The organism is Nostoc sp. FACHB-110, assembly GCF_014697425.1.
Lineage (GTDB): Bacteria > Cyanobacteriota > Cyanobacteriia > Cyanobacteriales > Nostocaceae > Nostoc_B.
Genome location: NZ_JACJRU010000072.1, coordinates 1 through 15042 on the forward strand (window position 1 = coordinate 1; position 15042 = coordinate 15042).

Annotated in this window: 11 protein-coding genes; 5 read left to right on the forward strand and 6 right to left on the reverse strand. The window is 39.1% G+C overall.

Annotated features, from left to right (window positions below):
• Window positions 1-211: 211 nt before the first annotated feature.
• A complete protein-coding gene (locus tag H6G69_RS33685; RefSeq protein WP_206757657.1) occupies window positions 212-349 on the reverse strand; it encodes a hypothetical protein in 138 nt (45 codons plus the stop codon).
• A gap of 39 nt (window positions 350-388) precedes the next feature.
• Entirely contained in the window at window positions 389-982 is a 594-nt protein-coding gene (locus H6G69_RS32705) for a MarC family protein (protein ID WP_190693810.1), read from the reverse strand.
• A gap of 214 nt (window positions 983-1196) precedes the next feature.
• Here H6G69_RS32705 and H6G69_RS32710 point away from each other — a divergent pair, with 214 nt between their 5' ends.
• Entirely contained in the window at window positions 1197-2012 is an 816-nt protein-coding gene (locus tag H6G69_RS32710) for a carbon-nitrogen hydrolase family protein (protein WP_190693812.1), read from the forward strand.
• 58 nt (window positions 2013-2070) lie between these two features.
• On the opposite strand, the gene dhaL is transcribed toward H6G69_RS32710, so the two are convergent.
• The gene (gene dhaL, locus H6G69_RS32715) at window positions 2071-2724 is read right to left on the reverse strand and encodes a dihydroxyacetone kinase subunit DhaL (RefSeq protein WP_190693814.1); all 654 of its coding nucleotides are present in this window, start codon (window positions 2722-2724) and stop codon (window positions 2071-2073) included.
• 1 nt (window position 2725) lies between these two features.
• On the reverse strand, window positions 2726-3799 hold the full coding sequence (gene dhaK / locus H6G69_RS32720; protein WP_190693817.1) for a dihydroxyacetone kinase subunit DhaK: 1074 nt from the start codon (window positions 3797-3799) through the stop codon (window positions 2726-2728).
• Between the two features lie 677 nt (window positions 3800-4476).
• Between dhaK and H6G69_RS32725 the strand changes: the two genes are divergently transcribed.
• The 3 genes from H6G69_RS32725 to H6G69_RS32735 all read left to right on the forward strand — a co-directional run bounded on the left by H6G69_RS32725 (window position 4477) and on the right by H6G69_RS32735 (window position 7573).
• Entirely contained in the window at window positions 4477-5292 is an 816-nt protein-coding gene (locus tag H6G69_RS32725) for an ester cyclase (RefSeq protein ID WP_190693819.1), read from the forward strand.
• Window positions 5293-5845: 553 nt separating this feature from the next.
• The gene (locus H6G69_RS32730) at window positions 5846-6589 is read left to right on the forward strand and encodes a hypothetical protein (RefSeq protein ID WP_190693821.1); all 744 of its coding nucleotides are present in this window, start codon (window positions 5846-5848) and stop codon (window positions 6587-6589) included.
• A gap of 111 nt (window positions 6590-6700) precedes the next feature.
• A complete protein-coding gene (locus H6G69_RS32735; RefSeq protein ID WP_190693823.1) occupies window positions 6701-7573 on the forward strand; it encodes an alpha/beta hydrolase in 873 nt (290 codons plus the stop codon).
• Between the two features lie 148 nt (window positions 7574-7721).
• Here H6G69_RS32735 and H6G69_RS32740 read toward each other — a convergent pair whose 3' ends face one another.
• Window positions 7722-8702 (reverse strand): magnesium transporter CorA family protein, encoded by a 981-nt coding sequence (locus tag H6G69_RS32740; RefSeq protein WP_190693826.1) that lies wholly within the window; start codon window positions 8700-8702, stop codon window positions 7722-7724.
• Between the two features lie 1276 nt (window positions 8703-9978).
• Here H6G69_RS32740 and H6G69_RS32745 point away from each other — a divergent pair.
• Complete coding sequence (locus H6G69_RS32745) at window positions 9979-13452, forward strand: PA14 domain-containing protein (protein WP_190693828.1); 3474 nt, start codon at window positions 9979-9981, stop codon at window positions 13450-13452.
• A 197-nt stretch (window positions 13453-13649) separates the two neighbouring features.
• Here H6G69_RS32745 and H6G69_RS32750 read toward each other — a convergent pair.
• Window positions 13650-15042 (reverse strand): DUF4082 domain-containing protein (locus tag H6G69_RS32750; protein ID WP_190693830.1); only part of this gene is annotated, 1393 nt, incomplete at its 5' end.

The window sequence follows — 15042 nt, forward strand, 5'->3', positions numbered from 1 at the left end:
GCGGTGGAACCACACTGATACCTTCCCGAACTCAGAGGTGAAACGCTGCTGCGGCTACGATAGTTGGAGGGTCGCCTCCTGCCACAATTGCTCGACGCCAGGTTTATACATAGAAAAAAACAGCTCCTGACTAAATCAGGCGCTGTTTTTTTGATTATACGCCTTATGTGAGATGGGGTAGCAAAAAAGAAAGGGAAACCACAAGATAAAGCTAACGACACCAAAGCTTGAGGTATCCCAATGAATATGGTAGACGGTTCAACCCTGTTGACCACAATTTTTGTGCTAGTAGATGATTGGTATCAGCAAAAAGGCTACCGTTATTGCCAGGGCTATCACCGAGATTCACAGATAGTGAGATGGTATTGCCTCACTTGAGCGTAGTTTCCTAGTGCAGAAACAACTCTTTAATGCCTGTAGAGCCAATTTCTACTGCCAAGGCTGCTAATAAAAAACCTAATAGTTGGGTCACAATTACTGTACCTTCAACGCCGATTAATTTATCAATCTGGTTTGCCAAGCGCAAAATCAACCAGGTGACAAACATCGCCACAACGATACCCAGCACTACACCCAAATGGGGACTTTGCGATTTGGACATGAATAACATCACACTTGTCAATGTACCCGGCCCGGCTAACAATGGTAAAGCAAGTGGCGTAATTGAAACATCACGCCCTTCTTCGTGAATGGGGGTGTCAAGTTCTCCGCGCAGCATTTGTAAGGCGATAAGCAACAGTAATAACCCGCCAGCCACGCGCAAAGATGCGATGCTGATTTCGAGGTAGCTTAAAATATATTGACCAGAGAAGGCAAATAATAATAGAACTGCGATCGCTACGATACTCCCTTTATCAATTACTTTATTTCTGTCTTCAGGTTCCATGCCCTTTGTTAAAGCTAAAACTATTGGTATATTGCCTACAGCATCGGCCAGAACAAACACAGCAATAAATGTTTGCACAAAAACGGAGGTATCCACAGCAGCGAAAGTTTATCAAGGTTTGATAACAACTTACCTTGAATCTGGCTCACTTTCCTATAACCCATAGGAAGATTGAAATGAAACGTAGGGACAGCAACGCCGCTTAAAGAAAAGCAATCTTTACTCATTGTTGCTCAAGGCCCGAAGTTCTTTAAGTAACGATATATTTGAGTATCTGTCCCGCACACATCTACTTTTCTTTGTTAAATCTATGAAGTCTTATCTAGCCGCCGCTATTCAAATGACAAGTGTGCCTGATTTACACAAAAATTTGGCCCAGGCAGAAGAGTTAATTGATCTTGCTGTGCGTCGAGGTGCTGAATTAGTCGGACTACCAGAAAACTTTTCTTTTATGGGAGAAGAAAAAGACAAACTCGCGCAAGCAGAAACTATCACCCGCGAAACAGAGCAATTTCTCAAAAAAATGGCTCAACGCTTCCAAGTGACGATTTTAGGCGGCAGTTTTCCAGTTTTGGTAGAAGGTACAGGCAAAGTTTATAATACTTCAATTCTCATTGACCCTAGCGGTCACGAAGTTGCCCGTTATCAAAAGGTACATTTATTTGATGTGAATGTTCCTGACGGCAATACTTATCGTGAATCTAGCACTGTGGTAGCGGGTACACAATTACCTTCGGTACATTTTTCAGAACAACTAGGTGCTATAGGTCTTTCTGTTTGTTATGATGTGCGCTTCCCAGAACTTTATCGCCATTTATCTAGCAAGGGAGCCGATGTGATGTTTATTCCGGCTGCTTTTACGGCTTTTACTGGCAAAGACCACTGGCAGGTATTATTGCAAGCTAGGGCAATTGAAAATACTTGTTATGTAATTGCACCTGCCCAAACTGGCACAAATTACGCCCGTCGCCAAACCCACGGCCACGCGGTAATTATCGACCCTTGGGGTGTCATTTTAGCTGATGCAGGTGAAAAACCAGGAATTGCGATCGCAGAAATTAATCCCTCACGTTTGGAACAAGTACGTCGTCAAATGCCTTCTTTGCAACACCGCATATTCGGCTAAAATAAGTCTGAAGTGTGAAGTCTGAAGTGTGAAATTGTATGCTTCAGACTTCATCCTGTCAATTATTCCCGACTTCCAACTCCCCATTACTAATGCTTTGCAATAAACTTCTCAACATCAAATAAGCCGATGTTGCCCCGGGATCTTGATGTCCAATACTCCTTTCTCCTAAATAACTGGCGCGTCCTTTTTTTGCCAGCATCGGTTTGGTGTTTTCTAATGCTTGTTCTGCTACTGATACAGTTTGTTGCATTGCCGACACAGTATCTTTACCTTCCGCCACAGCTTGTCTAAAAGCTGCTACAGCCGGAGACAAAACATCAATCATGGTTTTATCTTCTAGTTGGGCTTTGCCACGTTGCAACACTCCGTCTAACCCAGCTTGCAGTAAATCTAGTAATTCTTGTGTATATAATTCTTGCTTAAGTGCTGCTACGGTACTAGCTTTTAAAAACAGTGTGCCGTATAAAGGGCCACTAGCACCACCCACACTCGAAATTAAAGTCATACTAACTGTTTTCAAAATGCTGCCGATATCTTGATTGGTCATAGTTGGCAGCTGACTCATAACTTTTTTAAAACCACGCTCCATATTTATACCGTGGTCAGCATCACCAATAGCTGCGTCTAATTGGGTTAAATATTCTTTATTTTCTGCTATCTCCGATGCAAATATTTGTAACCATTGTAGAATCTGCGCTTGACTCACCATATTACATTCCCCATCGCAGATTTGCTGTGTGTACTGGTGCATCCCATAACCGGATGAGTTCATCATCCAATTTGAGCAATGTAATTGAGCAACCTTGCATTTCTAAAGATGTAATGTAAGGGCCAATTAAGTTACGGACTATCAACATTCCTCGTTGTTCGCAAATTTCTGCTAGCTGGCGATAAATCAAATACAGTTCTGAGATAGGTGTACCACCCATACTATTAACAAAGGCTAGCAGGCGATCGCCTGTTTGCAAAGGTGGGTCAACTAATTCTACATCTACCCATTCGCCGCTATTTTCATCCCACTCCCTAACAACGCGGCTGTAGCCTGTATCATCGAGAATTGTTTGGGTTAATCTCTGTGCAATTTCATCTGCTGATTTTAAGTCAATTCTTTCTCGGCCTGGTTCACCATGAATGCCGATGCCAATTTCCATTTGGCGATCGCTTAATGTAAATGTAGGTGTGCCTTTTGCTGGTACAGTACAAGATGTCAAAGCAATGCCCATACTCCGCCCATTGAGATTTACCCGACGGCATAAATCTGCTATTTGTGGCAAATCATACCCTTGTTCAGCCGCCGCACCACAAATTTTCTCGGCTAATACGGTTGTACCAACACCGCGACGACCTTGAGTATATAAACTATCTTTAACTGCCACATCATCATCAATCAAAATATTTAGCACACGGATGCCTTCACTGCGGGCTAACTCGGTAGCCATCTCAAAGTTCATCACATCGCCGCTATAATTTTTGACGATATAAAGAATACCAGCCCCACCGTCTACTTGTTGAGCCGCCGCCAGCATTTGATCAGGTGTCGGGGAAGTGAAAACCTCTCCAGGACAAGCTGCATCTAACATTCCCTTACCTACAAACCCGGCGTGCATTGGTTCGTGACCACTGCCCCCACCAGAAATAATTGCTACTTTACCTGGTATCGGTGCAGTCGCGCGGTAAACATAGGTAGGGTCATAGTTGACTTTGATTAAATCTGAATGGGCGATCGCCATACCTGCTAGACTTTCTTTTACAAAGTCTTCTGGTTGATTGATCAGCTTTTTCATACTCTGTGCTGGAGAAGGTTCTACAGACCAGGATAATAGACTTTGGGTGACGCTAATTAGCGATTTCCAACTAAAAAAATTGATGCGCCTAAGTATATCGGCGTAAATAATCAATGTTGGGATAAGGCAGGGGGCAGGGGGAGAAAGAGTTTGAGCATTATTTACTTTTCTTCACACAGTTTGGTTTTATTGCACCGACTTACTTAGACCTTGCCTACGCCGTCATTGATGGAGTTCAAACAAGAGGAGAAAAAGGAAATTACAGTACACATCGTGTAAGATTTAATTCTTATTCTTCTGCTTAATTTTTTGTTACATACTTGTGAAATTTCACCACGACTTACTTAGCTTATTTTGCTTAACTTTCCGAATTTACCTGGCAATGCTCGATATTACAGCATATTTCATCTACATAAGGTACATTTTTCTAGCCTCTAAACCCTCACCTCTAACCTCTTCTCTTAAAAGGTTTACTACACACAAATGAAAAACGCTGTAAGTGTGATGATATTATTAGAGCCGAAAGACAAACAACCTTAAATCACTGGTTAATTATTCACAAAATATTGCTAAAAAGCTGTATAGGTTGTTTCATTATTATTTAGGGGATATCTCTGCAAGTTCCAAAATATCTGTATTTACAATTACTTTTTTGTAATTTTTGAGCAGAGGTATTTATGACTCAGATTAACATTGAAAGTCTGCCACTTTGGGTACAAAATCGAGACGTAGTACTCAAATATAACACTAATGTAACGTGGCGTTATGGCAAGCAGCCTGATTATACTCGTTCTAATGAAAAATTAGCCCAAGAAAGTTTATGCAATCATCCAGCAAATTCCTTGGAATTACTTGTGCAGAATTTAGTGCGAACTTTTGATATTGAAGCTAATTTTAAAACCAATCCACAAGAGTGGATTTCTGTAGTTCAAGATCAGTTTCGGATGAGTACTAACGGTGGTACTAGCTATAAATTAGAGGATTTAGTACAATCAGGTACTTACAAACTGCTAATTGGTAATACATCAAAATATCAAGCTAGCGAAGAAGATTTTGAATCATCAACGAATCTATTTCATACTGCGTTTCCCGATGGCTTTTTATGGGAAGTATTAGAAGTTTATTCAGCACCACCTACTATTGCTTTTAAGTGGCGGCATTGGGGTCATTTTCGCGGAAACTACAAAGATTATGCCCCAACTGGGCAGTTAATTGAAGTAGTAGGGATGAGTGTTGTTCATGTGACTGACAACTGCAAAATTATTTCTTTAGAACACTACTATGACAACGGTAAATTTTTAGACCAATTAACTTCCGGTGGTCAAATAAACGTCAACAGTAAACCACAATTATTAATACAAGAACAATCATCTTCTCGTTCTTGGCCAAAAAATTTCTTCAGCTTTTTGAAGCGGTTACTATTGCCAAAACTTAAGCCAGCCTCAGCTAATCTTGCAGGCAGTCGTTGTCCATTTGCCGCTTTATCGAAATAGCATTCAGGAGTCATAAGCCAATACTGTTAAGTTAAGTTATCTCCTCATTGACAACGCATAGAGGAGAGGTTTGCAACCTCTTCCCTGTTCCCTTACTTGTCTTCATTTTTGCTACTGAGGTTAATACAGAGGCTTGAAAAATAATTTTCATACAGCCTTATTTTTTTGTACTTAATTACTGATTTAATTTGATTTAAATTCTTTAATATACAGCAACATTTTCTGAGATTTATATAAAAACTTTGTAATTAAAGTTATGTATTATATTAAACTTTATTATATCTTTACATAAATTCAATTACGTACAATGTATTGTTTTAGAAACTGCATAAAAAATTAATAAAATGCTTCCATCTTATAAGTTAATCAAGTTGCTTGACTTTTGATTGACCAAACATTCAACCATACCTTTGCGGATCAAAAATACTTTTCATACTAAGCATATTTTTGATGCTTTTGCTCTCACAGCAAAGGTAAATTTGGAGCATTTGATGATTAGTCATTGCCTGAGTCTTTGTCTATTTTGTTGATTGGAATTACTAGGAATATCAAAATGAAATCAATTCTTGAACTGATTGAGAAAAAGAATCAAGAATATGCTCAATTGCCGTTCTTTAAATATATGGAAGACGAGACAATTGACCCACGGCAAAGATTAGCTTTCGCGCCTGTAATCGCTCCACTGGCAATGGAATTTAGTGAGTTGTGTAAAAGAATTCTCCGAGATGAGCCAACTACTGATTACATTCAAGAAATGGTCAATGTACACACCCACGAAGAACACTTCCATTGGCAATGGTTACTCGAAGATATGGAAAAGATGGGAATTGACTATCCTATGCGTTTTAGTGATGCCGTGAAATTTTTGTGGAGTGAGCATACTCTGGTTTCCCGTTCGATGTTACCTCTATTTGAGAGATATACTCGCGGAGCGCACCCGATTATCAGATTAGTTGCCATTGAAGTATCTGAGGTAACGGCGAATGTCTTTTTCCATTCAACTATGTCTGCGGCACTCCAACTACAGGAAATGACCAAATCAGAGTTTCGCTATTTTGGAATGCGACATAATCATATAGAAAATACTCACACTCTTCATACTCCTGCTTCTTTGCAAAGAATCAAAGAGATTGAAGTGCCAGAACAGTTGTATCAGCAAATCCTCGAATTTATTGATGTGGCGTTTGAGTATTTCACAGACTTGGTGAATGAGTTTCATGCTTATATTACGACTCATTCTTATGAAGTACCTTTTGTCAAAGTTTATCAAATAGAGCGATCGCTATCCTCTGTCTAAGCTCTTTACAAAATTTTTTGTCACTGTACGATGGTAAATAGTTGGTAGCTTTTTACCATCATTTCTATAATTTTGACAGCTATTCAATAGGTATAAATTTAGACGTTTTTCATGTTGTACCGTGATTTTCTGACTCAAGCTGAATTAGATGCTCAATACAATCCTGCGGAACTAGGTCTTGACATACTTAGTTATATAAATTTTTATGCTACTAATAGCGCTAGAGTACGTAAAAAACTCCCCTGCGATTTAAATGTTGCTTTTGGCCCTACGGTAGTTGAACATTTAGATATTTTTCCTGCTCAACAGCCAAACTCACCAATTGTAGTATTTATCCACGGTGGTTATTGGATCATGGGTAGCAGTAAAGACTATAGCTTTGTTGCTCAAGGCTTAGTGGATGCAAACGTGACAGTCGTGGTGGTCAATTATGCTTTGTGTCCTAAAGTGACCATTGATGAAATTGTCCGACAAAATCGTTCAGCAATTAGCTGGATTTATCATCATGCTCAAAGCTTTGGTGCAGATCCCAATCAGATTTATGTGACTGGTCACTCCGCCGGGGGTCATTTAACGGCGATGGTGATGGCCACAGACTGGGAAAACGATTATGGACTGCCAAATAACATCATTAAAGGTGGTTGTGCAATTAGTGGTTTATTTGATTTGATGCCCTTTCCATACACCTGGTTACAACCGAAATTACAACTAAGCTGGGCTGAAGTTCTACGCAATAGTCCGATACTTCATCTGCCTAAACAAGCTGGCTCTTTACTCATTACCTATGGTGGAAAAGAAACTTCCGAGTTTCACCGACAATCACAAAACTTTTTGAAAGTATGGAAGGAAAGAGGATTAGCTGGTGAATATTTACCGCAACCAGAGGAAAACCACTTTACAGCAATTAATGGTTTCTTAGATGCAAATAGTCCACTGTGTACGGCTATTTTGAACCAGATGAAGGTGAGTTTGATGGTACTATAACAGAATCTAAGATAATGCAGATATAAGGCTATTTGAGTGTCTATATCTGCTGTTGTATCAAACAGAATTCAGTGTAGGAATTCTGTGCGAAGCCGCAGGTCTATACACTGACCACAGAAAAACCTTTGTACATTAGTTTTGTCTAACACTAAAACCAGCGCTGTTTTTTAGCAAAAATAACACTTCCAATGACAATTAATACTATGACACAAATTACAGCCGGATAAGCCCAAGGTTGCTCTAGTTCTGGCATATATTTAAAATTCATACCATAAAAACCAGTAATAAACGTCAGAGGTAAGAAGATAGTAGAAAATATAGTCAAACGATTAATTAGTTCACTAGTTTTGCTCGCAATATTATCCCGTTGAATTTCCATTAATTCTGACATCCAAGCTCTTAAAGCTTGATATTCTTGCCAAAGATTGTCTACTTGATAAACTAATTCTTGATTAAATAAAGTTTTTACTGGCGGAGTAATCCACTGAAAGTCTTCATAATTCATCAGAGCTATCAATGATTTGATATTTTGAAAATTACGCCTTCCTGAGCGAGTCGATTGTCTCATAGCAGCAATGCTGTGGTAAGTTGATTCATTACCAGAATTCGTTAAAACTTCATCTTCTAAATCATCCAGTTGTCTAGCAATATAATCAAATACACTATGGTAACTGTTGAGAATATCTTTAAGAATTAAGAATAAAATATAATCTACTCCCCAATCATGAATATCGAGTGTTTGCCTTTGAATACTATTGATGAGTACAGTTAGTACCTTGATTTCTGTCCTCTCAAATGTAAGAATAAAATTACTGCCTAAAACAATGCTTCCGCGAGCTACCTGAAACTCTCGATTTTTTATTTGATGAGTCAGGATTTCATAGCCATCAAATAAGCAATCTTCCATATCTTCATCAATCCCAGTTAGGGAATGATTAAAAATCATGTCAATCCGCGCAGAATCAAGCTTAAAGTGATTAATAATTTTGGCAGTTCCCGTGCGATCGCGGAAATGAATACAACGCAACCATATATTACAAGAACCATCGATATTTTTCAGTACTGTATCAACATCTTTACTAGAAAATAATTCTAGACGATTCTGAGAAAATTTCAGAAGAGTTAGCATATAGGGTTCCTATTTTAGTTGCGATTATGACTAACACAGCAATACTATTTCTTGGGCGATAATAGAGTTTTGCTTTTCAGTGAGAATCACAACAACTCATGCCTTTCATAAATATCATGAATTGGCTAATTACTAACCTGTAAAGATGAAGAATTTGTAAGAATTCAACACTCAGGAGTCAGAAGTCATGAGACAGCCAGCACAGACATTTCAAGACTTGATAGTTTGGCAAAAAACACATCATTTTGTTTTATATAGTAATCAGATTTGATCACTGAACGGACTTGTGTAAGCAGGCAAAAGATAATAGCAAAAAAATCTCCAATCATTAGAAAATATCCTTGACGCAAGGGCTGATACCAATTCACATTCATAACGATATGCATAAATTTTTTAGAGACACAATATATTGCGTTTCTACATGATCCGTATTCGTATCATATTTTTCATGAAATGGTAAGCTGTTCCATATTTAATTTGCATCAAATGGGCGGACAAGATGTCCAACCCACAAGAGTTTGATGTAATTGCAATATGCAAAATAGATGTTTTTTAGCTTATGAGGTTTTCTGTGGTGCTGAATTAAAGTAATAAATTTGACATATTACGCAAGTAATTGCAATATCTTGCTGTATATTATAATTTCTAGCTAAACTTAGCTAATACTTTAAAAATCTAGAGACTATTTTAAATATTTAAACAATTTTTTTAAAAGGGATAGACATAATTCAGGTATTTGATGTCACATATATATACAGCTTTATTTTATCAAGCTACTTTTCTACTGTTTACACCATCAATAAGAAGATAAAAGTTATTGTGTTCCTTTTTCTTGACGGGTTATTGCTTAGTTTCGGAATTAGATGATTAACTTTTAGCATGATAATAGCCTTTGTTATTTTAGAGCGTATATTGGTTAGAGACAATTGGCTAGAGCGGCTCTACATCATCCAATTCAGAATGACTATATCTAGCAGATGCACTTATGAATTACATCTCATCACCAAGGAACAATCAATAAGAAATAGAATTTTTTCACAAAATTTTAGGGTTTCTTGCTAATACATATTCTGGGCAGTCAAGATATTTATGTCACAAAAATATTTAATGCTCAGTAAAAAGCATCATCAAAGCATCAGTAAGCAATCATATCTTCTATTAAAGATAATTGTATGAATTTTTTGATGCTTATTTTTCTAGTAAATATTAATACTTAATATTTTTCCTGAAAATAATTAAGTATTAGTTTTGATATCTTTTTCAGGTATTTAATCCAATGAATAACACATCTCCAGTTCAAAGTTCGTCAGTACTTGGACAGCCATTAAACTCAGCGATCGCACCACCATCTCTTTTATCTACTTCCATACAGGGAAACCTTCAAACCTTTGCGCGCTCTAGCAACCCTAATTCCCTAAATTTGTCTGCATTACAAGTTAGCAACAATACCTCTGCTGTAGGGAATGGACTCTATGCAGAATATTACGACAATAAAGATTTCACCAACTTGAAGTTGATTCGCATAGATCCGACAGTCAACTTTAACTGGGGTACAGGTTCCCCAGATCCATCAATCGGTGCAGACACATTTTCTGTACGTTGGACAGGTCAAATAGAAGCCAAATATAACGAAACATACACTTTCTATACGACAACTGATGATGGTGTCAGATTGTGGGTAGACAACACATTAATTGTCAATCGCTTTGTCAATCAATCAGCCAAAGAAGTGAGTGGTGCGATCGCACTACAAGCAGGCAAAAAGTATGACATCAAGCTCGAATATTACGAAAATACTGTCTTTGCCATGTCTAGACTTGCTTGGTCAAGTGCATCTCAAACTAAAGAAATCATTCCCCAGTCCCAACTTTTCACCGATGCCCCTCTCACCACCGCCATACCAAATGCAGCCAACATAACTACCAGTGGTGGAGATAGCTATACCTTCAACGTCACCTACAGTGACGATACAGCCATTAATGTTGCTACATTAGATAGCAAAGATATATTGGTGTTGGGGCCGAATGGATTTAATCAACTGGCTACTTTAGTCAGCATCGACGACAACACCAATGGTAGCCAACGTACCGCCACCTATAAAATTAACGCTCCCGACGGCGGAAAGTGGAATGCCACTAATAATGGTGTTTATACTCTGGTTCTACAAGCCAACGAAGTTAGCGATACTCAAGGCAATTTTGCTAATACTGCAACCATAGGTAACTTTAATGTCAACATCGCTGGTGTGGGTACAGGACTCTATGCAGAATATTACGACAATAAAGATTTCACCAACTTGAAGTTGACTCGCATAGATCCGACAGTCAACTTTAACTGGAGTACAGATTCCCCAGATCCATCAATTGGTGCAGACACATTTTCTGTACGTTGGACAGGTCAAATAGAAGCCAAATACAACGAAACATACACCTTCTATACGACAACTGATGATGGTGTCAGATTGTGGATAGACAACACATTAATTGTCAATCGCTTTGTCAATCAATCAGCCACAGAAGTGAGTGGTGCGATCGCACTACAAGCAGGCAAAAAGTATGACATCAAACTCGAATATTATGAAAATATGGGACGTGCCGTGTCTAGACTTGCTTGGTCAAGTGCATCTCAAACTAAAGAAATCATTCCTAAATCACAACTATATCTACCAGCTGTTGAACCTACTATCAGCTTGGGTTCATCTGTCACAACAGTTAGTGAATCAGGTCAGAGTGTAACTATCAATGTGCAACGGACTGGTGATAATTTAAGCGGCACTTCTACAATTAACTATACAACTGTATATGTACCAAATTCCCAGACCAGTGCGGAACCAGGAAAAGACTACACCCCTGTAACAGGAACGCTGACCTTTGCCCCAGGCGAAACCAGCAAATCAATATCTATTGATATTTTGGATGATTCCATCGCCGAGTTCAATGAAACATTTAGTTTTGTCATAGATCAGCCAAATGGTGCTACCTTAGGCCCACAAAGAACTCTGACGATTACCATTGAAGATGATGATCGCGCCGACCTTAGTTTTACCGAGCCAATAGTCAATGAAAATGATGGTACAGCTACAGTTATAGTGACACGGGGTAATAGTTCTCTAGCGGCATCTGTAGACTACACAACCGTGGATGATAAGGCAAAAGCTGGCTCTGACTACACAGCCATATCAGGAAAGTTAGACTTTGCACCAGGCGAAACGACTAAAACAATTTCCATTGCGATTCAAGATGATACTATCGGCGAACAAGATGAAAAATTTACGCTCAAGTTTAGTAATGCCGTTGGTGTCTTACTCAATCAAGACACAGCTATCATTTCCATCATTGATAATGACCCTGGTAATTTTAATAAAAGTGTCATCACTGGATTAAATCAACCGACAGCCTTTGACTGGTCGCCTGACGGTCAGCGAATGTATGTCGCCCAAAAAAATGGGATAGTTAGAGTTATAGAAAATGGCATAGTCCTAGCTACCCCATTTATTGATATTTCTCTGCAAGTCAATAATGTACGCGATCGTGGTTTATTAGGCATTGCCTTACATCCAGAATTTGGCAAAGGTACAAACAAAGACTACGTTTACCTACTATATACTTACGACCCACCAGAAGCTGGTACACCTGATGCTACTGACAATGCACTAGATGATCGTGATGAAAGAGGAAACCGTGCTGCACAACTACTTCGAGTCAAAGCTGACCCCAACAGCAACTACACAACAGCCCTAGACCCTAATCAACCAGACAGTAGAGTAGTACTGCTAGGCAAAAACAGTACTTGGAATAATATTGTCCGTCCCAACGATAACAGCACAGATGTCACAAAAAACTACGCACCATCAGGAATTATTAACCGAGACACTGGCAAAGCATTTACAAGTATGCAAGATTATCTGAATAATCTTGATAAAGTCCAAAACGTCGAAGATTTTATCGCAACCGATAGTGAATCTCACTCTATCGGTACAGTGTACTTTGGTACTGATGGTTCTTTGTTTGTGAGTACAGGTGATGGGACTTCCTATAACCAAGTAGATCCTAGAGCAATTCGCGTCCAAGATATCAACAATCTCTCCGGCAAAATTCTACGAATTGATCCTATTACTGGTAATGGCTGGTCTGATAATCCATTCTACGACTCCAGTAATCCTAATAGTAATCGTTCTAAGGTTTGGAACTACGGTCTGCGTAACCCATTCCGCTTCACTGTCAACAAAAATACTAATATTCCCTATATTGGCGATGTTGGTTGGCGGACATGGGAAGAAGTCAACATAGGTACAAAAGGTGCTAACTTTGGCTGGCCATTTTATGAAGGCGGGCTTAATTCTAGTGGCAATATCACCAGCCTCCCACAAACAAATTATGGCTCTTACCCAGGTATAGTTTCTTTAGCACAATCTTTATATAACAGCGGCACTGCTAAGGCTCCAGCTTACACTTTCAAACATTATGTTTTAAACAATAATGGTTCCGATTCAATTCTTGTCGGTGATTTTTACACAGGTTCTACGTTTCCCTCCATCTATCAAAATACCTTGTTTATTGCTAATACAAGTAAAGGATTGATTGAAACTTTGACATTCAATAATCAAGGTGAAGTTGTCTCAGTTAAACAGTTTGATTCTGGTGTAGGAATACCTGTGCAACTTAGAGTTGGGCCTGATGGTAATTTATACTACGTTGATTTAGGTACTAGTTCAAATTCAGGAAGGATTGTCAAATACATACCTTTGTAGACAATACTTTAAGTTTGATGACATTCTGTCGTTGAATTATTTAATAGATGGGAGGGGAAAACAGTTTTGATTGCAAAATTGTTTTCCCCTCATTTTGCTAATACCGCAGAAAACAGGATTGAAAACCTCTTGGCTATAACTTGATTTTGAAGTTTTGTACCTAATTCACCTGCACTCTGCTGTATGTATGCGGTATGCTACGGAGTTGTACTAAACACAACATCCACCCAGTAGTTACTTGAATTAAAGGTGGAGTTAGGCAAGCCAGCGGTTGAACTATAAAAATAAACTCCATTACCGCCGCTGACTCCATTTTGCAAAGCATAAAGTGGCGGTCTATCTACACCAGTATTGGTAAAGTAATTTGAACTAAGTGAGTATAAACCAATACTAGTAAAATAAGAAGCCACATACACTGTGTTGGCTGTAATAGCTACAGGGTTAGTGAAATTAACTGTCTGCCAGCCAGTACCACTCTTGCTCTCAGATGCAGTTGCTATACTTGCCTGAGTACTGTTATTCCACAAGTTGACAGTATAGGTAGTGGTGTTGTTGTTTCCTTTATAGAAACGAATGGCCTTAATGTAACCGTCCACATCAGAGCGGAACTTCACGCCTAAGTTAACTGCTCCGGTATCATTAACTTGTACTACACTTGGGGTTGCTGAGTCATCCCAAAGAGTAATTCCATCACCTGTGGTAAATGTCCAAATATAGTTAGCTGCTAGAGCATTACCAGCCAAATCTTTGACCCCAGAACTACCACTGCTCACAGTAGCCGTATAGGTGGTATTTACTGCCAAGTTAGCATTAGGTTGTAATGTTGCTGTTTGTGTGGCGGTGTCATATGTCACAGTGGCAGCTACTAGGTTGTTACTGGGGTCACGCAACTGAAAAGTAGTGTTACTAAGAGTTGAGGAATTCATCGCCTCACTAAAGGTTGCTTGCACTGTGGTGCTGATAGAAACGCCTGTACCACTGCTAACAGGAGTGTTGGAGATGACTGTTGGTGCAGTAGTGTCAGTACTGACAGTAGCACTGAATAACACATCTACCCAGTAGTTACTAGATTGATAACTCTGGTCTGGAAAAGCACTAGTACTACCGTATTTGAAGACACCATTACCTCCGCTTTCACCATCACTTAAGGCACGCAATGGTGCTTGAACAACACCAGAACTAGCAAAGAAGCCGTTATCAGAAGCATATCTGCCAATACTTGTGTAGTAAGAAGCTACGTAAGTAGTGTTAGCCGTAATGGCTACTGGGCTAGCAAAGGTGAGGGTTTGCCAACCGGAAGTACTTAAGTTGTTACGAGTGGCTGTACCTAAATTCTGGCCATTGCTATCCCACAGGTTGACAGTATAGTTGCCTGTGATGGTATTCCCTTTGTAGAAGCGAATACCAGTAATATAGCCATCAATATCTGAACGGAATTTAACTCCCAACTCTACCGCATTAGTATCATTGAGGGATTGGTTGATGGGAATTGTCGAATTAGTCCAAATACTACAAGGCTGCTGCTCAGGACAGACTGATGCGGCGGTGGTGAAAGTCCAAGTAAAGTCGGTTGCTAGGGCGTTACCAGAT